The organism is Erwinia sp. MYb416 (assembly GCF_037479575.1).
Lineage (GTDB): Bacteria > Pseudomonadota > Gammaproteobacteria > Enterobacterales > Enterobacteriaceae > Erwinia > Erwinia rhapontici.
Genome location: NZ_JBBGYT010000439.1, coordinates 226,936 through 252,721, shown reverse-complemented (window position 1 = coordinate 252,721; position 25,786 = coordinate 226,936). Strand labels below are relative to the sequence as shown.

Here is a 25,786-nt window from a genome sequence, read left to right as displayed (position 1 = left end):
GAATGGCTTTCCTCTACTCTGAAACAAAAGCGTGATGAGCATAACGCCAGATAAACTTCAACGGTCCACGTTCTTGTGGGCCACTGTTACCCTGTCCCCCCTGAACCTGGCAGCAGTCTGTCAGCAGGCGCCTGCAATTTCACTCGGCTTGATACAGTATGGTGACTCTGCTGTGTGACAAAGGCTTCTATAATTCAATATGATTGAATAAAATCGATGGAACACATCATTGATGAGAAAGAATCATGACGGAACTGAAGATGGCTGTCCCGGCGATCGGTATTGATTTAGGCACCACCAACAGTTTGATCAGCGTCTGGCAGGACGGCCAGGCACGGCTGATCCCCAATGCGCTGAATGAATATTTAACACCGTCGGTGGTGAGCCTGGATGACGATGGACAAATGCTGATTGGCCGCCCGGCACTGTCGCGTCTGACCACCCATCCGCAGCGCTCAGCGGCGCTGTTTAAGCGCTTTATGGGCAGTAAGAAACAGTTTCGGCTTGAGACACAAACCTTTGATGCGCCCGAGTTATCGGCGCTGGTGCTGAAATCCCTGAAAGCGGATGCTCAGGCTTACCTTGGTCATGACATTTCCGACGTGGTGATCTCGGTGCCTGCCTATTTCAGCGACGAACAACGCAAACAGACCCGCTTTGCCGCAGAACTGGCAGGGCTCAATGCTGTCAGGCTGATTAACGAACCGACCGCCGCCTCCATGGCCTACGGGTTGCATACCCAAAATACCGGCCGCACGCTGGTCTTTGATCTCGGCGGGGGAACCTTTGACGTCACGGTGCTGGAATACGATCTGCCGCTGATCGAGGTGCATGGTTCGGCTGGCGACAATTATCTGGGCGGTGAAGATTTTACCCAGGCGATGATTGATGCCTGTCTCCGTGAGTGGAAGCTCAACGCGGAGACAATCCCCGCGACCGAACTGGCGCGCCTCTCCGATTGTGCTGAACAGCTAAAATGCCAGCTCGGTCAGCATAATGCCCCGAATCAGTTGAGCTGGCAGTGGCAGGATAAGGCGTGGACGCTCTTGTTTGATGAAGAGAAACTTGAACAGATCTGGTTGCCGCTGATGACGCGTCTGCGAGCCCCGATAGAACAGGCGCTGCACGATGCCCGTCTGCGGCCGGAGCAGCTTGATCATCTGGTCCTGGTCGGCGGTGCATCGCGTATGCCGGTGATTCAGAAGCTGGTGGTGAAACTGTTCGGGAAGTTGCCTCACCAGCATCTGGACCCTGCCACCATTGTTGCGCTCGGTGCCGCCGCACAGGCCGCCTGTCGCTTGCGTAATGAAGATATTGAAGAGGTGATCCTCACCGATGTCTGCCCTTATACGCTCGGTATTGCCACCGCCAGCGAGCAAAGGAGCGGGATATTTTCCCCGATCCTTGAGCGTAATACCGTTGTACCGGCGTCACGGGTGGAGACGTTCACGACCCGTCACGTCGAACAGACGTTTATCCGCATTGCTATCTATCAGGGTGAGAATCCCCTGGTCGCCAACAACATTTTTATCGATGAATTACAGGTGCCGGTCAAACCCAACGGCGCGTTACAGAATATCGACGTGCGCTTCAGTTATGACATTAACGGATTGCTGGAAGTGGATGTGCATTTGCCCGAAAGCGGTGAGTCACTAAGTAAAGTGATCGACCACAGCCCGATTGGCCTCAGCCCGGAACAGCAGCAGCGCAGCCGTGAACGGTTAACAGCGGTGAAAATTCATCCCCGCGACACGCTGGTGAACCGCAACTTGCTGGCGCGTCTGGAGAAATCCTGGGCGCAATCGCTGGGCGATACCCGTGGACAGATTGGCCTGTGGTTAGAAGAGTTTGAAATGGCGTTAGCCAGCCAACAGGAAAGCCGTATCGCGCCATTGCGTCAGCAACTGGAAGGCATGCTCAAGGACATGACGCTGTAAAACCAAAAAAATATGCCGCCCGTGAACCAGGGCGGCATACACATCTTTCCGACTATTTCTTTCGCCGCCAGCCGGGCGGAGGGCCAAAGCGGTTTGGCTCAGGCATCCCGCGTTTGAACAGATACATCCCCAGCAGTTTCAGCACCGGAATTTTAATCTCTTTCAGTTTATCCGCAGAGGCCAGGCCCAAATCCCGTCCACGGCGCACGATCGCGCTGTAAACGTTCATCACCACCAGCAGCGCTGACAGCGCGGTATTCGCCAGCTGCCCTTCAGCGACAATCGCGTTTACCAGCAGGATAGCGAGCTCGCTCCCCAGCACAATCTGCAATATCAACCCCACCCGACCCAGGCGTGAATTAACCCGCCAGAACTGCCAGAAATAACTGCGGCGCTGCGGGTACTGCTCGAACGCATTCTGACGGCGGGTATTGACTTGCAGCATCGTCGCTGCCGCTAAGCGCAACGCAATATCCATTGCGGGATCGTCAGCACAGTGCCCGGCAGCGGCACTCAGTTTGGCGTCCAGCAAATATTCCGGATTGCTGCCAAGCTGATGGATCCCCAGGGCGATCGCCGACGCGTTGCTTGCCCCGCTGGCAACCGTGTCGTCTGTCGGGAATACCGGCAACTGGCGTAACAGCAATTGCTGCTTAAACGCGGCTTCTTCTGGCGAGCTGGCGGTGAGGGCCTCCAGAGCATCCAGATTTTCCTGTGCATACTGCGCATTGTCATGCGACAGGAAAACCGCGTGGTACAGGGCCTGATATGCGAAGGGGGATTGCGCCAGCCGTGGTTGCCACTCGGCTTGATACCGATAGAAGTAGTGGGCCGAGTTGGAGGAGATCTCTTCACGCCGCGCAATATACTCTTCGATACTGACGGGTAGCCGGGTCCAGCAGTTGAAATGCAGCGAGTTGTTCAGGTCCAGATGGCTTTTGAGCTGGCCAACTTCATCACCCTGAGCCGGGTCAATTTGGGTAAATACCTGATACATCGACCAGAAGGGGTGCTGTTCATCCAGCGGGAAATTCTTCAGCTGGCTGAGCAGGGAAATGTTGCCGATATCCAGTTCGAGCATTGTCTCCAGCAGCATCACCTGACGCAGCGCATCGTGCGGCGGCGTCTGGTCCTCTTCCGGCAAGGCAATATTGGCATGACCGAGGAGATAGCACAGCCAGCTGGTATGCGCTGGCAACACGCTCTCGCCATACGCCGGATGTTGCGCCATCCTGGACAGGCTGTGAGGGGGAAGCGGGCGCCAGTGCCACAACCAGGCGATGCTCTGTTTCCAGGCGGCACCCTCGCTGTCGGCGAAAATCTCAGGCAGCGGCGTCTCTTCTGGCGCAGATAACCACGCGCTGAAAGCCGCCAGCACCGGTGAATCCTGAAGCCACGCCAGGCGCAGTGCGGCCTGGCGCTGCAGACCGCGTAAGATCAGCGCTTCCAGCGGTGCCGTGGGAAGCGGCTGGTCAAGGATCGCCTGTAATAAGGCTTCATTGCCCATCGTTAACATGCTGGCCTGCCAGTAGAGGTGCAGCAGTGTATCCGAGCCATCGACCTGCAAAAGATGCGGGAACATCACCTGCGCGCGATAGCGGCCTGATTTCCAGCTGATGAAGTCAGTGGTGACAGGGGACACATCCACAGGTATCGTTTCGGCCCAGCGCACCAGCGTTTGAGGTGATTGTGCCTGCGGCCGATAAGCAGTTTCCTCCTCGTCGGTGGCGGAGGCCGCCGGTGGAACATCCGGGCGGTCAAAGGCCTGAATCAGCAGGGGCAGGTAATCCGGAGAATGGCTGGCACACCACGCCAGCAGCCATTGTTCGGCTTCGGCATGCTGGTACTGTTCATGCAGGATGAGCCACAGCGGGAAGGCTGTGTCATGATCCCCCATCATACTGCAGTGGCTGGCGCTCAGATAAAGCCACTCAGGGTCATCCGGATGGCGTTCCTGTTGCCGCAGGCAGTAGTCACGCACCTCCGCGTTAGAATCTGCCGCGACATTAAACCAGCGTGCTACCTGTTTCATCAGGCGTGGACACGATGGCCAGTAAATCACACGCGGTTCTCTCAGCAGATGCCGCAACCAGCCCGTCGGTTGTTCCCAGTAAAAGTGCCGAATCTGATGGAAATAACCCAGCGTTTCGTCCTGTGCTGCCAGACTGAGAGGGGCCAGCGTCGAAAGATCGAAAATGTCGCCGCCCTCGGCAAAGTTCAGTAAGTCGTCCGCCCGTGCGCCCATGTCCTGATCAAGTTCCTGCAGACGCATGCGCCATTGCAGGCGGTTAGCCAGCAGTAGCAGGCAGTCGGCCGAGACAAAATTCACCTGCAAAACGGCCTCCAGTAACGGCCAGCGGAGCTGGTCGATGGTGGCGACGGGGTGAGCGTCGAGCTGGCTGATAAACCGCAGCCAGTTGATCGGCAGATAACGCTCAGCGGGGGAGGCGATCAGTTGGCTGAAGGCATCAAGCAGGCCCGTGGGATCGGCTGAGGGGGTTTCTGGCGGGGGGGCTGGTGGCGCAAACGGCATCAGGGTGGCGGGTTCATCCACGCCTTTACGCGCCTGTTCATAGGCATCACGCAGACGCTTAAACCCTTCCGGATTGCTTTCCGGGTGGCAGGTGGGCAGCAGGTCGCGGTAGGCCTGGCGAATCACCTGCTGATCCTGCGTCGGTTCAATGCCCAGGGTTTCCCAACATGACGGGTTACTCATAGATCCATCTCCGGCAATGATGCGGGTTTCTCAATTTCATTCATCGCGATGTGCCACGGCAGTTGGGATACCGGGCTATCCGGATGCGTGTAAAGCTGGCGCATTAATTCAATATTGGTGGTGCTACCGGCATCGGCACTGAAGGCATAACGCCGGGCATCGGCGTCGGAGGCATTGAGTGACTGCCAGTAGAGCCTTCCGATGATAAAACCGGCGTTATAGCGCTGCCAGCTGGTGTAGTAGTAACGAGCTCGCGCTGCCAGACGGCTGTGCAGCCACAGGTTTTCATGCGGCGTAATCCAGCCGTTAAGCAGCGCGATACGGCAAAGAAAGCCCATTCTTGCCAAATCCCAGGCGCGGATCCCGCCGTCACCGCACATCACCGCGCTGTCAGCCACCAGTGCCAGCAGGGGCTGTACGTCCGGCGCCTGATGTGCCGCATAATCCTGCCACTCTGTCAGGGGCAGACGGTGCCAGAGCCTGAAGTAATGGGCCAGATCGTCCGCGTGGCCGTTGTCGCTCATCCTGACAATCATCTCAAACAGCTCTTCACGGGAATCAATGCCCCAGCTGTCACTCAGGTCCACGCCGGTATCAAACGGATAAAACTGATCGCAGTCGTAGGCGGCACCCGCTCCGGCATTTATCGCCACCATCGGGGCTGAAAGCGCGAGCAACCAGCGCCGTGCAGAATCATCAATCACTGAGCATTTCTCCGGTAGGGGGGTATCCGCTATCCATTTGAAAAAAGTGCGCTTAGGTTACATGAAATGTTTCTGACGGTTAATTTTTAGTTGAGTCAATTCATTGTTGTACTAAAACCCTCCACCCCTCATGTAAGGCGTATTAATCCTCTTTGGGCAGCCGCGTACGTAATACTTCACCCACCACCGGCGCCGCAGAAAAAGCATTTGGCCAGCCCGCATAGAAAGCTGCCTGAGTGATAATTTCACCGGCTTCTGCAGCCGTCAGACCATTATCCATCGCCCGATGAAGGTGATAGCTAATTTGCGCACTCTGTCCCGAAGCGATTAACGCGCTGACCGTCACCAGACTTCTGTCACGGGGCTTCAGCGCAGGTCTCTGCCAGAGATCGAGGAAGAGAGGGGTGGCGGTGAATTTGACCAGCCCCGGAGAAAGGGGACCCACATTTTTTTCCACCGTTTCCGAACGCTGGTTTTCTGCCTGCTGATTGAGCGGTAACAGTTCCGGTGAGGCGTCAGGCAGATCTTCAGCCTTGACCCCACGCTCCTGAAAAACAGTTTTCGTGACACTAATCGCCGACATGGCATTTGGCCAGCCGGAATAGAAGGCAAGGTGAGTGATCATTTCCGAAACTTCGGCCGCTGTGACGCCGCTGTCTAGCGCGACCTCGAGGTAATACTTCAACTCAGTGGGGTGGTTTCTGGCAATGAGGATGGCGACGGTAATCATGCTGCGGTCCCGTGGAGAAAGCGCATTGCGCTGCCAGAGATCCTCTGTAATGGCTTCGCGACCATACCGGGCAAGTGCCGGAGAGACAGACAGAATATCGGCCTCGGAAAGGCCTGATGGTTCAGTTTTCAACATAGCTTCACCTCTTTTTTCATTTGCATTCGTCACATCTGCAAGCACAAGCGACATTGCCGCTGCCGCAATGACCTTTTTCATGTTAGCGCCTCACCTGTTGTCTGAACGGCTAAGCTGAAGCCTCACTCAACAAACCGTATTTCGCCTTTATTTCGCAGAGAGAGCGGGGCGACAGGGAGGGATTCTTTGCTGACGGCCATGTGTGCTGTCTGCGCGATGTAGTCCCGAAAGTGCGGCGTCTGCCTGTGTTGCTGATAAGCCGCCTCGCTGGCGTAAATTTCATAAAAATACCAGCGGTACTTATTGTTCACATCCGTTGCGGCATACATAGCAAGAACGCCTTGCTCAATTCTGATGGACTCCGCCATTTCAGGAAGAACAATACGTTTAAATGCCTCCTGAAATTCAGGTTTCACATCGACAACCACCAGATTATTGATCGTTCCTGAATTTTGTATCACGGGCTTATCGCTGAGAAATTGTGGTGTTAACTTTATCTGATGCTTCTGGTTGATTATTTCAGGGGCATGGGCAATAAATTTCTTATATTGCGCAGAATTAAGGTGATGGTGATAAGCCTCTTTGTTTTTATATATTTCAACCATGTAAGCCTGTTGCGGATGATCCTTATGCTTGAGGGCGTACATCGCCAGCGTCCCCGCTTCCTCGTCGAGTGACGTGGAAATCGTATCCCTTGCCATTTCATCATATTGCGGGTTTTTATCGGGTTTCACGCTGAGCTCAAAAATGCTCATTACCGGGCTGTGCGGAGAATTCGTTGCTTTCGCGATGACGGAACTGCTCATCATCAGACTGAGGGTCATTACGCCAATGTTTTTCACAGATAACCTTTATCATCGAGGGTTAATATTCATATAACGGAAAATCACTTTTTCAGTCGTGCGATAAACTGCCTACCTGGCAGCAGCCACTTCTCGCAGAATGGTTGCATTACCGATGGATGAACTCAGGTCAGGATGGCTGGAAATGATCAGAATATTATTCATTCGCTTTTGTACACCTCACCGATAATGCGTTGCGCATCCTGGTTGTCACGATAATCCCACATATCAGCCCCCAATTATCCAAACATAGAACTTGCATTTCAGTCTCCCGAACTGACTCTCAGATTGAACAGATGAGAAGTATAAGTTCACTTTTTCGGGAAGATTAGGCCATCATTGACTTAAGGATATTTAGTCTGTATCTAACAATCAGGTGGCTATTGTTTGAGGATGACGCTATGAATAACGCCATTTATAACCAGATACGTATTTTTCAAAGTATTGCCCGGGAAGGCAGTATCTCAGCGGCCGCTCGTAAGCATGAAATTACCCCTCCCTCAGTGAGCCATGCCCTGAAGTTGCTGGAGCAACACATTGGGCATCCGCTTTTTGTACGAACCACGCGGCGCATTGAGCTGACCGATATCGGGCAGCAGTTGCTTGAGCGAACCGCAGTAGCGATGGATTCGCTTGAGCAATCGTTGCAAAGCATCCGCGATCAGAATCAGGAACCGTCAGGTCTGGTGAGGATTACCCTCTCTCGCTTCGCGTATTTGCTGATACTCAAACCCGTGATGGCCGCGTTTTGTCAGCAGTATCCGGGTATCCAGCTAGAGATTTCAGTTTACGACGGCACTGTGAATATCATTGACGATCGCTTCGACCTGGGGATCCGCTTTGGCGATATTTTGGATGGCGGCGTAGTGGCACGCCCGTTAATGAAGCCCTTCAGGGAAGGGCTGTATGCCTCATCTGCCTATCTTGCCGAGTACGGTACGCCTGAGGCACCCGCCGATCTCTATCAGCACAAGCTTATCGGGTATCGCTTTATCACCAACAACCGAATTCTGCCCCTGATCCTGGATGACCACGGGGAGCTGTTGACCGTTGAGATGCCCGGCCAGTTAATCAGCAATGATATTGAGGTGATGGCTGACGGAATACGTAACGGGCTGGGGATTGGAAGGTTATTTGAACCCATTCACCGCTTACAACCGGATCGGGAAAAACTGATCCCCGTGATGGAGCGCTACTGGAAAACATACCCACCGGTTTATGTCTATTACCCGAAAAGCGCGGGTAAAACGAAACGAGTAAAGACATTGATTGATTTCCTCATCACAACCACCGGCGGGTAAACGTGCTCAGATCCGTTCTTCGGTTAACGTATTAACGCCAGGAGTACCTGTTTTTTTCATCCATACCACCGGTTATCAGTACGGTTACCTGATGCTATCCGCGGTAGAAGGTTCGTCATGTCTTTGCCCGTGTGTCCCCGGACACGCGATTTATGAACGCTTTGGGGCCGCTTCCGGGGGCTGCCAACCCCCTCCGAGCGCCCTGAACGTAGCGACAGCGGCGCGTGCGGATTCTGTCTGGACCTGTACTCTGGCATCGGAAGCCTGCAACAGGGTTTCATCGTTATGCAGGACGTCAATCAGGCTGGCTGTTCCCTGCTGGAAGGCAATGAATGACGATTCGCGCGCGCTGGCCAGCGCGGTTTCACCTCGTGTCAGCGTGGCTGCCTGTGTTTCGCGATTGATCAGAGCGGAGAAGGCATTTTCGACGTCTTCAGTAGCGCGTAATACCGACAGACGATAAGCGGCGAGCGCCTCCTGTTCCTGGCCCTTTGCCTGGTTTATCTGGGCGTTGATACGACCGAAATCGAAGATCCGCCAGCGCAGTCCCAGCACGCCTGCCGACTGGCTGGCTCCGCCGGAGAACAGGTTATTCCCCGACACGGCGGTTGCGCTGCCGAGTAGTGCACTGAGTGAAAACTTCGGATAATACTCACTGATGGCCACGCCGATGCGTGCACTTGAGGCGGCGAGACGACGTTCCGCCACGATAATGTCAGGCCTGCGGCGCAGCAGGTCGGCAGGTGTGCCCGTTGAGACGATTTGCGGAGCCTGCGGAATGGTCCCCGGCAACGCTAACTCAGCGCGATGGGTGCCGGGCGGCGTGCCAAGCATAACGTCTAATGCATTTATGGCCGCATCAAGCCCCGTACGGAGAACCGGTACGGTTGCCTGAACCTGCGCCAGTTCCCCTTCGGTCTGGCGAACCTGATACCCGGGCGCCAGTCCTTTAGCGTTCAGGAGTTGTACCTTTTCCAGCAGTTCCTGCTGCGTACTGACCTGTTTCTCCGCAATGGACAGCCGTGTCTGTAATCCGCGCAGGGTAATATAGATATCGGCAGTCTGCGCCGCGACGGCAAGACGGGTTGCGGCAACGCCCGCTTCGGAAGCCTGATAGTCTGCGAGTGCAGCCTGTCGCCCACGTCGCAGCCCCCCAAATACGTCAATCTCCCAGCTTGCGTTGAGATTGGTTTCATCGCTACTGCCGTAGCGATTATAATCCTGCGTGGCGCTGAGAACCTGACCCAGCGGGGTTTCGGCCGACTGATACGCGCGTGCCGCTTGCCCGCTGATGTTACCAGAGGGCAACAGCGCTGCTGTGGCTGCGCCCAGTCCGGCACGGGCCTGGGCCATGCGGGCAGTGGCCTGGGCGAGGTCGAGATTTTGCGCGAGGGCATCCGCAACGAACTGACTTAACAGGGGATCGTCGAAGCCGTCCCACCACTCAGCAAAAGTGGCGGGCCGGGATGCGCTTCTCTGCTGGACGGCCGACTGCGCCTGATAGCGTTCCGCAAGTGGCGCATCCGGGCGATGATAATCCGGCCCGACGGCGCAACCCGCCAGTAAGCCGGCGCTCACCACCAGTGCAAGAGTACGGAGGGGGAACATTGATATTCCTTGAGTCAATTTTGAGGAGTGACTACATTACCAAATGGTCACTCGTTGTCAATCAGGGCTCATTGAGCTAAGCTGGAAAAATGACTAAACATATAAATGTACATGCCCCAAGGGGGCCATCGGATCACGGTGTTCGCGATCAGGTTGTGGACGCGGCCACAGAGCATTTCGGGCATTTTGGCTATGAAAAAACCACCGTCTCCGATTTGGCAAAAGCGATAGGTTTTTCAAAAGCTTATATCTATAAATTTTTTGATTCCAAGCAGGCGATCGGCGAGGTGATCTGCACCAACCGGCTGGCGATGATCATGGCGATTGTCAATTCAGCGATTGCTGATGCGCCGTCAGCTTCCGAAAAATTGCGGCGTTTATTCAGAGCACTGACTGAAGCCGGCAGTGATCTGTTTTTTCACGATCGCAAGCTTTACGACATTGCTGCCGTCGCGGCGCGGGACAAGTGGCCGTCAGCAGAGGCTCATGAAGAACGGTTGCGAAAACTGATTGAGCAAATCATTGTTGAAGGGCGGCAGGCGGGAGAATTTGAACGTAAAACCCCGCTGGACGAGGCGGCTCATGCGATATATCTGGTCATGCGGCCTTACATCAGTCCTGTCCAGTTACAATACAATCTGGAAACAGCACCGGCTGCGGCTACGCTCCTGTCCTCACTGATCCTGAGAAGTTTGTCACCCTGAAAAGGTGACTATTGACATTATTGGTCACTGGTCTGAGAATGCGGTTACTCTCCTGTTAACGTAATGAAGGGAACCCATGCTCAGGCTTAATCCTGCCACCTTTGCCGTTTGCCTGTTGCCACTTGCCCTTGTGGCCTGCGGTGACACTTCCGTCACCGACGACCCTCGTACTCAGCCTCCTCTGGTCAGGTCTGCGACCGTGGTGAGTGCTGCCGATGTCTCCCGATCATTTACCGGCGTTGTTGTCGCCCGGATTCAAAGCGATCTCGGTTTCAGAGTGCAAGGCAAAATCCTTGAACGTCTGGTCGATACCGGCCAGACCGTTAAACGCGGCCAGCCATTGATGCGTCTGGATCCGGTTGACCTGAGCCTGCAGGCGCAGGCTCAGCAACAGGCCGTCGCGGCGGCACGGGCTCGTGCAAAACAAACGTCTGCTGACGAGGCGCGTTACCGCGGGCTGGTTGCGGGCGGTGCCGTATCGGCATCGGCCTACGATCAGATCAAGGCCGTTGCCGATACGGCGAAAGCCGAACTCAGTGCGGCCCAGGCACAGGCGAATGTGGCGCAAAACGCGACGGGCTACGCCGTGCTGCTGGCGGATGCCGACGGCGTGGTCATGGATACGCTGGCTGAACCCGGTCAGGTTGTCAGTGCCGGTCAGCCGGTGGTTCGTCTGGCCAGAGCAGGGCAGCGCGAGGCCATCGTGCAGTTGCCCGAGACGCTACGCCCGGCTGCCGGAAGCGAGGCAGGGGCAACGTTGTACGGTACCGGTAAACAGTCCGTCCCTGCGAAACTGCGGCTCCTTTCCGATGCGGCAGATCCACTCACACGTACCTTCGAGGCAAGATATGTGCTTGAGGGGGCACTGGCGAGCGCGCCTCTGGGATCCACCGTTACCCTTCATATTGCAGACGATAAATTACCGGGCCAGGTGATGCAGGTGCCTTTAGCGGCCATCTATGATCCGGGCAAAGGGCCGGGGGTCTGGGAGATTTCGGGTAAGCCCGCCAAAGTGTCATGGCGGCCTGTACAGGTGCAGGGATTGGGTGACGATGCGGCGAGGGTGACCGGTTCCCTTAAGCCGGGAGAGCAGGTGGTCGCCCTGGGAGCGCATCTGCTGCATGACGGTGATGCCGTACGCATGGCCGAACAAAGCGATGCCCGCGTCGCCGGGAGCCAGCCATGAGCGGGGGGCGATTCAATCTTTCAGCGCTCGCCGTGCGTGAGCGCTCAATCACGCTGTTCCTGATTATCCTGATTACTGTGGCCGGTATTCTTTCATTTTTTGAACTGGGACGGGCTGAAGACCCGCCGTTTACGGTCAAGCAGATGACCATTATTTCTGCCTGGCCGGGCGCCACCGCGCAGGAGATGCAGGATCAGGTGGCTGAACCGCTGGAAAAGCGGATGCAGGAGCTGAAGTGGTATGACCGCAGCGAAACGTATACGCGTCCCGGTCTGGCTTTTACCATGCTTTCGCTGAAGGACAGCACACCGCCTTCACAGGTGCAGGAAGCGTTTTATCAGGCACGTAAGAAGCTGGGGGATGAGACCAAAAACCTGCCGGCAGGCGTCATCGGGCCGATGGTCAATGATGAATTCTCCGACGTGACCTTTGCGCTCTTTGCGCTGAAGGCCAAAGGCGAGCCACAGCGGCTGCTGGTGCGCGATGCGGAAGCGTTGCGCCAGCAAATTCTGCATGTGCCGGGGGTCAAGAAGGTCAATATCATTGGCGAACAGGCCGAACGCATCTTTGTCTCGTTCTCACATGACCGGCTGGCCACGCTGGGCGTTTCTCCTCAGGATATTTTTTCCGCCCTCAACAGCCAGAACGTCCTGACGCCCGCGGGTTCGATTGATACCAAAGGGCCGCAGGTCTTTATCCGCCTGGATGGTGCCTTCGACACACTGGAAAAAATCCGCAAAACGCCCGTCGTTGTGCAGGGCAGGACCCTGCAGCTTTCTGACGTAGCCACCGTTGAGCGTGGCTATGAAGACCCTGCAACCTTTAAGATCCGCAATCAGGGTGAACCGGCGCTGCTGCTGGGCGTCATCATGCGCGACGGCTGGAACGGTCTGGAGTTGGGTAAGGCGCTGGATACGGAAATGGTCAACATCAATGAGGGCATGCCGCTGGGCATGACCCTGACCAAGGTCACGGATCAGTCAGTCAACATCAGCTCCGCCGTTGACGAGTTTATGATTAAATTCTTTGTCGCGCTGCTGGTGGTGATGGTGGTGTGCTTCGTCAGTATGGGATGGCGCGTGGGCGTGGTGGTGGCCGCAGCGGTGCCGTTAACGCTGGCGATCGTCTTCGTGGTGATGGAGGCTTCCGGCAAAAACTTTGACCGCATTACCCTGGGCTCGTTGATCCTGGCTCTCGGGTTACTGGTCGATGATGCCATTATCGCCATCGAGATGATGGTGGTGAAAATGGAAGAGGGCTACGACCGCGTCAAAGCGTCGGCCTATGCCTGGAGCCACACGGCGGCCCCGATGCTGGCGGGCACGCTGGTCACTGCCGTCGGTTTCATGCCCAATGGTTTTGCCCAGTCCACCGCCGGCGAATACACCAGCAACATGTTCTGGATTGTCGGTATCGCCCTGATTGCCTCCTGGGTCGTGGCGGTCGTGGTTTAGGCCTTATCTGGGCGTGAAAATGCTGCCCGACATCAAAAAGGTTGAAGGGGGACACGCTGCTATCTACAACACCCGCCATTACAACCGTTTTCGCCGTGTACTGACCCGCGTGATCGCGCGCAAGTGGATAGTGGCTGGCACCGTTATTGCCGTCTTTACGGTAGCGATTCTCGGTATGGGACTGGTGAAAAAACAGTTTTTCCCTACCTCCGATCGTCCGGAGGTGCTGGTCGAAGTGCAGATGCCTTATGGCACTGCGATTGAACAGACCAGCGCCACGACGGCGAAAATCGAAGCCTGGCTGGAAAAGCAAAAAGAGGCAAAAATCGTCACATCTTACATCGGCCAGGGATCGCCACGTTTTTATCTGGCGATGGCACCCGAGCTGCCCGATCCGTCGTTCGCGAAAATTGTCGTGCTGACGGACAGCCAGGAAGCGCGCGAAGCGCTCAAGTTCAGACTGCGTGAGGCAGCGGCCAGCGGCCTGGCGCCTGAGGCGCACGTGCGCGTGACGCAGTTGGTGTTTGGTCCGTATTCACCGTATCCGGTGGCTTACCGTGTTATGGGGCCGGATCCGACTCAACTGCGCGAAATTGCAGGCAAAGTCGAAAAGGTGATGCAGGCCAGCCCGATGATGAGGACCGTCAACACCGACTGGGGGCCGCGTGTACCGGCGCTGCATTTCACCCTCAATCAGGACCGCCTGCAGGCGGTGGGGCTGACATCGAATGCGGTCGCGCAGCAGCTTCAGTTCCTGCTTTCTGGGGTTCCTGTTACCGCTGTGCGTGAAGATATTCGTTCGGTGCAGGTCATGGGGCGGGCGGCAGGAGATATCCGGCTCGACCCGGCCAAAATAGCGGGCTTTACCTTAGTGGGCTCTTCCGGCCAGCGCATTCCGCTGTCGCAGATCGGGGAGGTTGAGGTGCAAATGGAAGATCCTGTTCTGCGCCGTCGCGATCGTACGCCGACCATTACCGTGCGGGGGGACATTGCCGAAAACCTGCAGCCGCCGGATGTTTCGACGGCAATGATGACAGCATTGCAGCCGGTCATCGATACGCTTCCGGCCGGATACCGCATCGAGCAGGCGGGTTCTATTGAAGAATCCGGCAAAGCCACCCAGGCGATGGCACCGCTGTTCCCGGTCATGATCGCCATGACGCTGTTGATTATTATCCTGCAGGTGCGGTCGATGTCGGCGATGGTGATGGTCTTCCTCACCGCGCCACTGGGGCTGATTGGCGTAGTGCCCACGCTGCTGCTGTTCAATCAGCCGTTTGGCATCAATGCGCTGGTCGGACTCATTGCGCTATCGGGCATCCTGATGCGTAACACCCTGATCCTGATAGGGCAGATCCATCACAACGAACAGGAAGGGCTGGCACCCTTCCATGCGGTGGTGGAGGCAACGGTGCAGCGAGCCCGGCCGGTGCTGCTCACGGCAATGGCCGCCATTCTGGCGTTTATCCCACTGACGCACTCGGTGTTCTGGGGCACGCTGGCTTATACCCTGATTGGCGGAACCTTTGGCGGCACCATCATCACGCTGGTCTTCCTGCCTGCCATGTATGCCATCTGGTTCAGGATACGGCCCGATAAGGGGGAGTTTACCGAAAACAAAGCCTGACATGATGCCAGCAGACGGGCATGACACCATGATGCTTTAATCACGATGCTAAGCAGGGATCCGGTCAGCGAGTGTGACCGGTTTACCATCAAAAAAACCTCATGCCGCGATGCCTTTCACTTAAGCGGAGCGGCAAGTGGGTTCACCGGATCGCTGTTTTTGGCAGCTATATCTGCTGGCCGGACTTAGCTGCAGCTCCAACGTCAACTTGATGTGTAGCAGCATCCTTTATTGATTTAAGAATGACTCAACCGCGCTGGAAAAACGTTCTGGCTGATCAAGCATGACAAAGTGAAAACTGTCATCGATACGCGTGAAATGGATATCAGATGCAGATGCATAGGCTTTACGGTACATCGCATCCACGCTGGCTGCAGGAACCCCGAATAAGGCGTCATACGCGTACACGACCTCAATCGGCGCTCTAATGCGTCCAAGCTCGGGGCGCAAATCGGTAATCATCAATTCATACACGGTATCCGCAACGGTTTTGCGATCAGAATGGATCCCCGCAGCCACCAGAGCAGGCCTCACAGCCTCGGTCTTAGCTAAACGGGCGATAGATGTATTCTGAGACTCTTTGATTTGTTCCGGCGACTGCCCCAGTAGCCAATCCCGCGTGGCTGTGGCATGCCGGGCAGCGGTTTTGGTGGTCGCCGCAGGGTCAATCATCAACGTATAGAACGGCAAGGCATCGACGATCATCAAACGACCGACCAGGTCGGGATGACGGGCCCCCAGCATCAATGCAATCTCCCCTCCAAGAGAATGGCCAATGATCACCGGTGCTTTTATGTGCTGGGTGTGAATGTAATCAGCAATGGCGTCAACTGCCGGAGCGATGACCTTTCCCTCAGGATTGGAAATGGCAGGCGTACTTGCAAAGCCCGCAAGTTCAACAAGATGAATACGGTGGCTCCTGCGTAAAGTTGATGCTAATTCGGCCCAAACTTCGCGAGACGACGCCAGCCCCGGAATCAATATGACATCCGTTCCTGAACCTTCCGTCTGTACAGAGATACGCTGCGAGTTCGGATGTTCAGAAGGTACGGACAAAGACTGAGTTGCGGACGCTGAGACCACGACTGACATCAATAAAAGAGCCCCTCCGATCGTGGCTCGAATATTTACGGTAAGCATGCGTTTAGTCCTTGTTATTTTATCCCTGATAAACCAGGTCAAGCTGACAGAAGGGTTTATCATAGATGATAAAATCATTAAGGAATGGATACAAAGGCTTTGGAATGTGCCGGTTACAGCTCCGAACGGATAGGATAGACCTTAGTCCGCTTATCGCAGACCTGCTACCGGCCTCGATCTGCGCCGTGCCAACAGCAGACGTGGATGCTGCGAAATAATACGGATGTCGGAAGCGGGGAGTACGCTGCTTTTCAAGCCAGTGCCATGACATTGACCACGGGGACACTCAGCGCCAGCCCAATCAGCATGACTCCGGAGATACGTTCCAGCCAGGGTAATAACTGCGAAAAGGATTGTAATACCAGACGATTACCAATGAAGATGGCTATCAGTAAATCCCACAGCAGCACAATACTAAACATCCACACACCATAGAAGACCTTCAAATTTGTCTCGGTATGAGATCCCTCAATCAGCGTGGCCAGGCTGACGTAAAACAGCGCATTTTTTGGATTGAGAATACCCGATAAAAAGCCCATGCCGAATACACGCCAGTGACTCAATACATCGGCAGATGCGGTGACACGCCCGGGTGCTTTGACATGATGCTCGGCGATAGTGCTCGTGCCTGCAAAACGGATGAAAAGTATACCGATGTACAGTAAGTAGGCACAGCCTGCAAGCTGAATGGCAATAAAGCTCATGCTGCCAGGGCGAAGAAGCGTAAGACCACTGAAAGCCGCGAAGATAAAAACACCGTTAGCGATCGCGATTCCCAGACAAGCCTTCGCTGCGTGACGCCAGCCAGCTTTAATTGAGGTTCGGGCAACCAGAAAAAAATCCGGGCCTGGCGACAGCAACGCCAAAAAATGCGCTGCGGCCACGATAAGAAATTGTTGCATCACGGTATCACCCTTTTAGAAAATATTTTTTAATAGGGTGCAGCCTTGAGGCAGGATTGTATTGAATAAAATTGCATTTTACTCAGGCTCGATAGCAACCCGGCGTTACGCCAGCATAAGCCTTGAATACGCGCTGAAAATGGCTTTGATCGGCAAAACCCAGTCGATAAGCAATTTCTGTTATTTCATGGCCTGACTGTAGCCAGCGGCGTGCCTGATTAATACGCACATTGAGTTGGTAAGCATGTGGTGTCATTCCGGTGGCCGCGCGAAACTCCCTGATGAGTTGATAGCGACTCATGCCTGCAATATTTGCCAACGCGGCTAATGCCCACGGCTGCCGGTCAGTTTGCTGCAACACATCGATAACGTTTTTCAGCGCCAGCCTGACACCCGCTGATAACCCAGGAAATGTGTCTACCAGATTGATGCCACAGTCACAGTCGCCAATAAACTCTATTAACGCCGTATTTTTGTCTTCTGCACTGGCGTCTGAAAACAGGGTGGCATTCATTTCACAAAAGCGGCCATAGACCGCTTCATTATCAATGATTCGAATGTCTTTTTTACTGATGAATCCCCCTGAAATAGGGCTTATTTCAGCCATGGCTTCATTTAACCATGCAGCATCCAGATACAGCATCTGATAGCTCCAGGACTGATCGGGTAATGGATTACAGGCATGAACGCAGTTAGCGGGAATGAAAACCATCATTCCTGGCCGAAGAGCGCAAGGGCCCCCGGACGCTCCTGTAAATGTGCTACCGCCTGCATCCACTGCCCCTATTGAAAAGGTGGGGTGACTGTGTGGCTTATAACATGCACGGCTGTTACAGGCGCGACGACTTTCCACATAACCCGTAGTCGAATCACGCCAGAATTGTGCCTGGCTGGGGGGACTGACGTTATTGTAACCACAGTCGGGCAAATCCACAGAGAGTGGAGCGGGCCTGATGAGCATGTCTGATTTCATCCTGATGAACATTGACGTAAGCATGGCGTAAAGCCAGACACGTTGTCATCAATTAAAAAGAGAACCTGCGCGGGTGAGCCCTCATCTGGCACAGAGATATTACTGCGGGTTTACCTAATCCACGTGATACGAGGGATAATCTATATAACCTGCATCTCGCCCGGTGTAGAACGTATTCTTGTCAGGAACAGCCAACGGCCACTCGTTCTTCATGCGTGTAACGAGATCGGGATTGGCGATAAAAGGGCGTCCAAATGCGATCAAGTCGGCAAAACCTTCCCTGAGTGCCCGTTTTGCGCGCTCCGGTGTATAGCTGCCCGCGACGATGAGAGTTCCCTCGTAGGTCTCGCGAAACGTTGTCAGGAAGCCGGCAGGGAGGGCCTGAGCTCCCAGAGATTCCTGATCGCTCAAATGCACATAAGCAAGATGACGACGACGCAGTTCGATACCCAAGGCTAGCCAGGTCTCCTGCTCATCATCAAAGCCATGCATATCCTGCAGGCGACCAAAAGGTGCAATACGGATACCCGTCCGATGACTCCCGATGGCAGCAGAGACCGCATCCACCGTTTCCAGCGTGAATCGCAGGCGATTAGCAATATTACCGCCATAGCGGTCTGTTCTGTCGTTAAGTCCGCCATTGATAAATTGCTCAAAGAGGTAGCCGTTAGCAGCGTGGATCTCTACACCGTCAAATCCCGCCTCAATGGCATTTTTAGCCGCCTGAACGAAATCCTGCGTCACCCGCGGTACTTCATCCGTTGTTAATGCCCGAGGCTGGCTGTGAAATGCACGTACAGACTGATCGTTTTCCCCGGGAATGTGAGTTGTACAGCCTTCTGCAATACGTGAGACGGAACTGACCGGTGCCTGTCCATCAGGTTGGTGAGCAATGTGGGAAGAACGTCCCACGTGCCAAAGCTGAATGAATATTTTCCCGCCTTCCGCATGTACTGCCTCAGTGACCTTTTTCCAGCCCTCTATCTGTTCGTGAGTGTATATTCCCGGTGTGTAAGCTTGTCCACGACCTTCCATTGAAACAGGTGAACCTTCGGAAACAATCAAACCTGCTGTGGCGCGCTGACGATAGTAGGTGACCATACTGTCAGTGGGGACAAGATTGTAAGCCCGGGATCGGGTCATTGGTGCCATAACGACGCGATTACGAAGACTTATTCCATTCATTGTATAGATATTCAATAACTCGCTCATTCTGTCTCCTGAATGAATTTCATGGTAAAAAACTAGTGTCGAGGATCTTACCTTGATTTACAGGCCCTGATTACCTGGTCAAAAAAACCCTCAGTGTTGACATAAAGGAACCAATATCTGTGACGGCACAACTCAATGGCGTACAGGAATTTACTGAAGTCGTCAGAAAAGGCAGTTTCATCGCTGCAGCTGACGGTTTAGGCGTGACGCGTTCGGCACTCAGCAAAAGCATCAAGCGTCTGGAAACACGTCTGGGGGTTCGCTTACTCAACCGCAGTACGCGGAGCCTGTCGCTGACACCGGAAGGGGAGATCTATTTCAATAGCTGCAATGCTGCTCTGGAGATGATTTCAGATGCCGAAAGCAAAATCGAGGCGGGGACAGTGGAACCTTCCGGGCTGATGCGCCTGACGGTACCGGTGGCCTTTGGGCATCTTTTTATGATGCCTTTACTCAATATCATGGCGTTAAAATACCGCGCCCTGAATATCGAAGTTGATTTCAGCGATCGTGTTCGCGACCCGGCGACAGACGGCTTTGATCTGGCTCTGAGGCTTGGCCCTCTGCCTGACTCAGGCGACCTGGTAGCCACCCGACTGGGCGAGCAAAGGCTTATTATTTGCGCCTCTCCGGTCTATCTGGAACGAGCAGGCACCCCCATTGATCTTCATGGGCTTTCATCACACAACTGCATTTCAGGGTTGCCTTCAGATGGGCAAACTTACTGGTTAATCAGGGGTAAAGAGGGGCACGTTGTAAGGCATGTCGTATCCTCTGCTTATCGTTTCAATAATGGTCATGCCATGCTGGAGGCCGCCATTGCCGGATGTGGGGTGACGCAGTTGCCTGACTGGTTGTGCGGGGATGCCATTAAAAAGGGGCAGCTTCAAACAATTTTACCCGCATATCAGGCACCACCCACCCCCATTTCTGCAATGTGGCCCAGGACTCATGCGGTGCTTCCCAAAGTGAGAGTCTTACTTGAGGAACTCAAAAAAGAGTTGCCGACACGGTTAGCTAGCGCGCAGCGTTCATCTGCTGCGCCCGTTATTTAGTCAATCATCAATAATGATGACTTCGCTGCATCCCGCAAAGCCTGTTCAATAAAAGCGACTGAACTCTCAAGCGCCTGTACCGCTTCAGGCTGTAGCGTGGAGAAGAAATGCCAGGCGTGGAACATACCCGGCCAGACTTCCAGGTTTACGCGAACGCGGTTATCACCCAGATGAGTTGCAAGACGCATAGCGTCGCTCAGCATCAGTTCGTTCTCGCCAATCTGAATGAGCACCGGCGGCAGGCCCGTTACATCAGCAAATACCGGTGATGCCATTGGATGATTAGGCAATGCCTCGCCGAGGAACGTTCGCGCAAGAAAATCAAGACCCGCTTTGGTATTCAGAGGATCAAGGCCTTCTCTATTGGTCATAGAGAAGCCAGTGTGCTCAAGGTTAGCCCAGGGTGAAATAGAAACACCGCCGGCTGGGAGTGGCAGACCCTTGTTGCGAGCAGCAACCATCACGGTGATAACCATCGCGCCGCCCGCAGACTCGCCGGCCAGCACGATTTTGCTGGCGTCAAAGCCTTGTTCAATCAACCACTCATACGCACGAACTGTATCGGTAACGGGCGTCGGGAAAGGATACTCTGGTGCCAGTCGGTAATCCGGCATGAACACCCGTGCTCCCAGCATGCTGGCGTAGTTGCCACCAATACCGTGATAGCCAGCCGGTTCGCCGACAATATAGGCCCCGCCGTGGATGTACATAACGATGGCCTCTGTTTTAAGAGTATCGGGAGTCACCAGTGTTCCCGGAACGCCCCCCATGTCGATCTCAGTAAAGCTGACACCGGCAGGTGCAGGATTTTTAGCCAGCATACGGGTATAGGCTTCACGCACCTCACTCATCGGCGTTACGGTATCCTCACCCGTAATAATTGGACCCAGACCGGCCAGGCTTTCTGACCACTCTTTTACGGCTTGCCTGGTTTGTTGATTCAACATTTTTATTCCTGTTTGTATTTGCGTTAAAAAAGAACAGGAACCTATAATATATAAACATTTGGGGAATGTGTTTCCCATATCAGGGTACGTTAACGCCCGTATTGGATGAGATAAATAAAGCATGGAGATCAACAGCATTGGTGATATCGCAGCGTTTGTCGCTGCGGTAAAAGCCGGGAGTTATACCCACGCAGCGAGTTCCCTTGGGCTTACTCGTTCTGCCATTGGCAAAAGTGTTGTCAGGCTCGAAACGCGTATGGGGGTGCGTTTACTGAACCGTACTACCCGAAGTCTGAGTCTCACCGATGAAGGGAGGGTCATGTTTGATCGTTGCCGACAGATACTGGATGACCTGGAGGAGGTCGATGCCACCATGGCCATGCGCAGGGTTAAGCCAACGGGGACTCTCAGGCTGAGTGCGCCGCTCTCTTTTGGGCAGCGACATATCCTTCCTGTTCTGGATATTTATCTGAAAAAGTGGCCAGAACTTCGTGCAGAAGTCTCCTTTAGCGACAGGTTTGTTGACCTGATAGAAGAGGGTTTTGATATTGCTATTCGCATAGGTGAACCTCGCGACGACTCACGCATTCTTACCCGAACGATTGCTTCGCAACATATTGTCACTTGTGCATCACCCGAGTACTTATCCTCACGAGGCGTTCCAGAAACACCCGCAGACTTAACCGGGCATGACACTATCTTTCTTCTGAGTGCAGAAAAGAGACGCAGCTGGCGGTTTGCGACTCCGGAAGGCACGTTTGTCTATGAAGGACCCGGTCGGCTGAACCTCGACAGTTCGGAAGCCATGCGGGCATCGGCTATTGCTGGATTTGGTCTCGTTCACTTGCCCATCTACTTGCTCGGAGAAGATTTGCGTAGCGGTAAGTTAATCCCTGTGCTTGAGGAGTATCCTTTCCCCCCGGAACCCATTCGGATCATTTATCCCAGCAAACGCCATTTATCACCGCGAATCAGAGCCTTTATTGACCTGCTTGTGGAACGCTGGGAGCCAGGTTTACCCTGGGAATGAGAAGGCGAGTGCGGCATACATCCAGAATTTCATCAGCCAGAGCGGAATCATCCGGGCAGGCACGGGACAGCACCAGGGCGCCGACAAGATGCGCAATGGTGTCTATCAGCTCAGCGCGCGATCCGTTTTCATTGCCTAAAACGGCCAGCTGACGTTCAATCCCGGCCGCAAATGTCGCCTTGATGGATTCAGACTGACGGGCCGTATCGGTGCCCAGTGCCGACATCACACATCCCTTTCCCATCTCATCGCGATGTTGTCGGGAGAGGTAGTATTCAATAAATTTTTCCCGGTTCACACCTGCCGTGCTTTCTGCCGATCGCGTGAAACCGCAGCTCATTGCCTCCGCCATCAGATCAGCCTTGGAACCAAAGTGCTTGTAGAACCCTCCGTGGGTGAAGCCTGCCGCTGACATCAATTCCGCGACGCCCACGCCATCGTAACCGCGCTCACGAAAAAGTTCTGAGGCCGTTTCAACAATGCGTATTCGGTTTTCCCGAACCTGCTCTTTCGACACTTTCATGCTTTCTGCCCGTTTCAAAAATAGGAGGTAAGTATACATTGATGATGACCATAATCAAACCAGTTGACTTTATAGATTACGATCATCATCATTACATCGACACGTTGACCATCCACTGAGCAGGCGATTAAACATGACAAACCAGACATTATTTCAACCCTACGAGCTGGGGACCATCACCCTGGCCAACCATCTCGTGATGGCACCCCTGACGCGTAACCGGGCAGGAGCAGGATTGGTACCCAGCGAACTGGCAGCGACTTACTACGCCCAGCGTGCCACCGCAGGATTACTGATTACCGAAGCCACGCAGATCTCAGCACAGGCACAGGGCTATCAGGATACGCCGGGGATCTATACGCAAGCGCAAATCGAAGGCTGGCGCAAAGTGACTGACGCGGTTCATGCCAAAGGTGGGCGAATTTTTGTACAGCTATGGCACGTAGGACGCATCTCGCATGTCGATTTACAGCCGGGTGGCGCTGCGCCGGTCGCACCGTCTGCTCTTCGTGCCGAGACGAAGACCTTTGTGAACAACGGTTTTGCTGATGTCTCTGAGCCACGTGCGCTCGAGTTACCAGAAATACAGGGGATTATCGACGATTTCAGAAAAGCATCGGCCAATGCCATTGCCGCCGGGTTTGATGGCGTAGAGATCCATGGCGCAAATGGTTATCTGCTGGAACAGTTCCTGAAAGACGGCGCTAATCAGCGTACCGATGAGTACGGCGGCTCTGTCGAGAATCGTGCGCGTCTGCTGTTAGAAGTGACGGCGGCCGTGAAAGAGGAGATCGGCGCTGATCGCACCGGCGTACGCATTTCACCGGTTTCACCTGCGAATGCGATTTCATGCAGCGATCCGCAGCCGCAATATGACTACGTTGCCGATCAACTCAATGCATTAGGCATCGTGTACCTCCATGTGGTTGAAGGCGCGACGGGCGGCCCGCGTGATGTATCGCCGTTCGATTACGGCTCCCTGCGCCGCCGCTTTAAAAACACCTGGATCGGCAACAACGGCTACGACCTGGCGCTGGCGTCCGCTCAACTTACGCAAGGCAAAGCCGATCTGTTCGCGTTTGGCCGCCCATTCATTTCTAACCCCGATCTGGTCGACAGGCTGAAAACGGGCGCACCTCTGGCCTCACTTAACCCTGACACGCTGTATGGCGGTGGCGCAGCGGGATATACCGATTACCCGTCGCTTGCTGAAACCAGCAAGTAAAGCGCCGATGTCCAGGTTCTACCCGGACCGCACATTGCGGATTCTGATTACACATTAATAAAGAAGATCACCTTATGACTAAAAATTCAGTTCTTATTACAGGCGCTTCGACGGGTATTGGTGCTGTTTATGCTGAGCGGTTCGCCCGCCGGGGACACAACCTTGTTCTGGTTGCACGCGACAAAGCAAGGTTAGAGACACTTGCCGATCGCCTGCGACAGGAAAATGGCATTTCTGTCGATGTGTTACCTGCGGACCTCACGCAAACGCGTGATTTAGCCGTGGTCGAAGCCCGCCTGCGTGAAGACACGCAGATTGGCATTCTGATCAATAACGCGGGTATCGCGCAGTCCGGCAGTTTTACAGAGCAGACGCCTGATTCGATAGAACGCCTTATCGCGCTTAACGTTACCGCCCTGACGAGACTGGCCAGTGCCGTGACACCACGGTTTGTGCAAGCGGGTGAAGGATCGATCGTCAACATCAGTTCTATCGTAGGCCTGGCCCCTGAATTTTCTATGTCGGTTTACGGCGCAACCAAAGCTTTTGTTCTTTTCCTGTCTCAGGGAATGAATGTCGAGCTGTCATCTCAGGGCATTTATGTCCAGGCGGTGCTCCCTGCCGGCACTTACACGGAAATCTGGGATCGTGCGGGGATCGACATCACTAATGCGTCAAAATTCATGGAAGTGGGCGAGTTAGTGGATGCCGCACTGGTGGGCTTTGATCGCCGTGAACTCGTCACCATCCCACCACTGCATCATGCTGCACGCTGGGACACCCTCGATGCCTCGCGTCAGGCTCTGCTTTCGGACATCAAACAAGATGAAGCCGCAGAGCGATATAAAACGCTTTAGTGAATAAGGTCCTGTCAGCATGACAAAAAAACGTGTAGCACTGGTGACCGGCGCTTCCTCAGGTATCGGCGAAGCGTCGGCTCATAAACTGTTAGCCGCGGGTTATACGGTCTATGGCACGAGTCGGCGTGGCTCCCAGGCGGGAACGCATCCGTTTCCGTTATTAACGCTGGATGTGACGGACGACGCTTCTGTCGAGGCTGCCATTGAGGAATTGCTGCGTCTGGAGGGGCGGATTGATATTCTGGTGAACAATGCGGGCTTCGGGATTGCCCCGGCGGCGGCGGAAGAAAGTTCTGTCGAACAGGCCAGGCGCATTTTCGACACTAACTTTCTGGGCATCGTCAGGGTGACGCGGGCAGTGATCCCTCACATGCGCCGTCAGGGCAGTGGGCGGATCATTAACATCGGTTCAATACTGGGGATCGTTCCGTTGCCCTACGTGGCTCTGTATGCGGCCAGTAAGCATGCGGTCGAAGGGTATACGGGAGCACTGGATCATGAACTGCGCACGCAGGGTATAAGAGTGTCCGTCATCGAACCGGCCTATACGAAAACGCAGTTTGAAGCCAATAACATTGAGCCGGATGCGAAGCGTGAAGAGTATGATCTGATCCGGGCTAAACTTGCGAAAGTGGTGAGCAAAGCAATGGACGCAGCGGAAGGCCCGGAGGTTGTGGCTGACGTGGTGGTGAAGGCGGCTCAGGCGTTACGCCCGAAGGTGCGTTACACGGCGGGCGCGCTGGCAGGACAGTTGAATTTTATTCTCAGATTCGCCCCTGCGTCATTGCTGGATAAGGTCGTGCGCAAAAATCTTCAGCTCGATGCGAAAGAATAAAAATGAAATTTTCTCAACGGGCTATTCTGACCTTTTTACCGGTAAGGCCAGCGTAGGGATGTTTTTCCCGCTCACCCAGATGCATTAAAATCATACAAAGGTTCGTGCAAAGTTATGAAAAACAAAAAGCCCGCTCAGGA

20 protein-coding genes and 1 pseudogene are annotated in these 25,786 nt (G+C 54.5%); 10 read left to right on the top strand and 11 right to left on the bottom strand.

Annotation, left to right across the window (positions count from 1 at the left end):
- Window positions 1–254: 254 nt before the first annotated feature.
- Complete coding sequence (locus tag WH277_RS19975) at window positions 255–1,937, top strand: Hsp70 family protein (RefSeq protein ID WP_374760142.1); 1,683 nt, start codon at window positions 255–257, stop codon at window positions 1,935–1,937.
- Between the two features lie 52 nt (window positions 1,938–1,989).
- Here WH277_RS19975 and WH277_RS19970 read toward each other — a convergent pair whose 3' ends face one another.
- The 4 genes from WH277_RS19970 to WH277_RS19955 all read right to left on the bottom strand — a co-directional run bounded on the left by WH277_RS19970 (window position 1,990) and on the right by WH277_RS19955 (window position 7,064).
- Window positions 1,990–4,653: a hypothetical protein gene (locus tag WH277_RS19970; protein WP_339506604.1), complete on the bottom strand. Its 2,664-nt coding sequence runs from the start codon at window positions 4,651–4,653 to the stop codon at window positions 1,990–1,992.
- Window positions 4,650–5,357, bottom strand: coding sequence for a DUF1266 domain-containing protein (locus WH277_RS19965; protein WP_244290440.1), 708 nt, complete (start codon window positions 5,355–5,357; stop codon window positions 4,650–4,652). Before WH277_RS19965 ends, WH277_RS19970 begins: the two co-directional genes overlap by 4 nt.
- 142 nt (window positions 5,358–5,499) lie before the next feature.
- Window positions 5,500–6,303: a carboxymuconolactone decarboxylase family protein gene (locus WH277_RS19960; protein ID WP_159336405.1), complete on the bottom strand. Its 804-nt coding sequence runs from the start codon at window positions 6,301–6,303 to the stop codon at window positions 5,500–5,502.
- Between the two features lie 41 nt (window positions 6,304–6,344).
- Window positions 6,345–7,064, bottom strand: a complete 720-nt coding sequence (locus WH277_RS19955) for a putative quinol monooxygenase (RefSeq protein WP_339506602.1) — start codon at window positions 7,062–7,064, stop codon at window positions 6,345–6,347.
- Window positions 7,065–7,465: 401 nt separating this feature from the next.
- Here WH277_RS19955 and WH277_RS19950 point away from each other — a divergent pair, with 401 nt between their 5' ends.
- Entirely contained in the window at window positions 7,466–8,365 is a 900-nt protein-coding gene (locus WH277_RS19950; protein ID WP_339506601.1) for a LysR substrate-binding domain-containing protein, read from the top strand.
- Between the two features lie 150 nt (window positions 8,366–8,515).
- Here the strand turns inward: WH277_RS19950 and WH277_RS19945 are convergent, their stop codons facing one another.
- Window positions 8,516–9,973 carry an efflux transporter outer membrane subunit gene (locus WH277_RS19945; RefSeq protein WP_339506599.1) on the bottom strand — a complete coding sequence of 486 codons (1,458 nt, stop codon included), beginning with the start codon at window positions 9,971–9,973 and terminating at the stop codon, window positions 8,516–8,518.
- Window positions 9,974–10,062: 89 nt separating this feature from the next.
- Here WH277_RS19945 and WH277_RS19940 point away from each other — a divergent pair, with 89 nt between their 5' ends.
- From WH277_RS19940 to WH277_RS19930, 3 genes and pseudogenes are all read left to right on the top strand, one after another.
- Entirely contained in the window at window positions 10,063–10,677 is a 615-nt protein-coding gene (locus tag WH277_RS19940; protein ID WP_133841643.1) for a TetR/AcrR family transcriptional regulator, read from the top strand.
- A 76-nt stretch (window positions 10,678–10,753) separates the two neighbouring features.
- Window positions 10,754–11,863: an efflux RND transporter periplasmic adaptor subunit gene (locus tag WH277_RS19935; RefSeq protein WP_339506597.1), complete on the top strand. Its 1,110-nt coding sequence runs from the start codon at window positions 10,754–10,756 to the stop codon at window positions 11,861–11,863.
- Window positions 11,860–14,944: pseudogene (locus tag WH277_RS19930) on the top strand (efflux RND transporter permease subunit). The gene WH277_RS19935 and the pseudogene WH277_RS19930 overlap by 4 nt, the downstream one beginning before the upstream one ends.
- Window positions 14,945–15,172: 228 nt before the next feature.
- On the opposite strand, the gene WH277_RS19925 reads toward WH277_RS19930, so the two are convergent.
- The 4 genes from WH277_RS19925 to WH277_RS19910 form a co-directional block, all read right to left on the bottom strand.
- Window positions 15,173–16,084 (bottom strand): alpha/beta fold hydrolase, encoded by a 912-nt coding sequence (locus WH277_RS19925; RefSeq protein ID WP_133841646.1) that lies wholly within the window; start codon window positions 16,082–16,084, stop codon window positions 15,173–15,175.
- 251 nt (window positions 16,085–16,335) lie between these two features.
- Window positions 16,336–16,986 (bottom strand): LysE family translocator, encoded by a 651-nt coding sequence (locus WH277_RS19920; protein ID WP_339507045.1) that lies wholly within the window; start codon window positions 16,984–16,986, stop codon window positions 16,336–16,338.
- Between the two features lie 82 nt (window positions 16,987–17,068).
- Window positions 17,069–17,947, bottom strand: coding sequence for an AraC family transcriptional regulator (locus WH277_RS19915; protein ID WP_339506594.1), 879 nt, complete (start codon window positions 17,945–17,947; stop codon window positions 17,069–17,071).
- Window positions 17,948–18,073: 126 nt separating this feature from the next.
- The gene (locus WH277_RS19910; protein ID WP_133841647.1) at window positions 18,074–19,171 is read right to left on the bottom strand and encodes an alkene reductase; all 1,098 of its coding nucleotides are present in this window, start codon (window positions 19,169–19,171) and stop codon (window positions 18,074–18,076) included.
- Window positions 19,172–19,290: 119 nt separating this feature from the next.
- On the opposite strand from WH277_RS19910, the gene WH277_RS19905 reads away from it, so the two are divergent.
- Window positions 19,291–20,226, top strand: coding sequence for a LysR family transcriptional regulator (locus tag WH277_RS19905; RefSeq protein ID WP_133841648.1), 936 nt, complete (start codon window positions 19,291–19,293; stop codon window positions 20,224–20,226).
- On the opposite strand, the gene WH277_RS19900 is transcribed toward WH277_RS19905, so the two are convergent.
- Window positions 20,223–21,173 carry an alpha/beta hydrolase gene (locus tag WH277_RS19900; protein ID WP_133841649.1) on the bottom strand — a complete coding sequence of 317 codons (951 nt, stop codon included), beginning with the start codon at window positions 21,171–21,173 and terminating at the stop codon, window positions 20,223–20,225. The genes WH277_RS19905 and WH277_RS19900 overlap by 4 nt on opposite strands.
- 121 nt (window positions 21,174–21,294) lie before the next feature.
- Between WH277_RS19900 and WH277_RS19895 the strand changes: the two genes are divergently transcribed.
- Window positions 21,295–22,203 carry a LysR family transcriptional regulator gene (locus WH277_RS19895; RefSeq protein WP_133841650.1) on the top strand — a complete coding sequence of 303 codons (909 nt, stop codon included), beginning with the start codon at window positions 21,295–21,297 and terminating at the stop codon, window positions 22,201–22,203.
- Here the strand turns inward: WH277_RS19895 and WH277_RS19890 are convergent.
- Complete coding sequence (locus WH277_RS19890) at window positions 22,154–22,726, bottom strand: TetR/AcrR family transcriptional regulator (RefSeq protein ID WP_167863708.1); 573 nt, start codon at window positions 22,724–22,726, stop codon at window positions 22,154–22,156. The genes WH277_RS19895 and WH277_RS19890 overlap by 50 nt on opposite strands.
- A 133-nt stretch (window positions 22,727–22,859) precedes the next feature.
- Between WH277_RS19890 and WH277_RS19885 the strand changes: the two genes are divergently transcribed.
- From WH277_RS19885 to WH277_RS19875, 3 genes are all read left to right on the top strand, one after another.
- Window positions 22,860–23,951 (top strand): alkene reductase, encoded by a 1,092-nt coding sequence (locus tag WH277_RS19885; protein WP_227534697.1) that lies wholly within the window; start codon window positions 22,860–22,862, stop codon window positions 23,949–23,951.
- A 74-nt stretch (window positions 23,952–24,025) separates the two neighbouring features.
- Window positions 24,026–24,808 carry an SDR family NAD(P)-dependent oxidoreductase gene (locus WH277_RS19880; RefSeq protein WP_133841653.1) on the top strand — a complete coding sequence of 261 codons (783 nt, stop codon included), beginning with the start codon at window positions 24,026–24,028 and terminating at the stop codon, window positions 24,806–24,808.
- A gap of 19 nt (window positions 24,809–24,827) precedes the next feature.
- On the top strand, window positions 24,828–25,646 hold the full coding sequence (locus WH277_RS19875; protein WP_133841654.1) for an oxidoreductase: 819 nt from the start codon (window positions 24,828–24,830) through the stop codon (window positions 25,644–25,646).
- Window positions 25,647–25,786 lie beyond the last annotated feature (140 nt).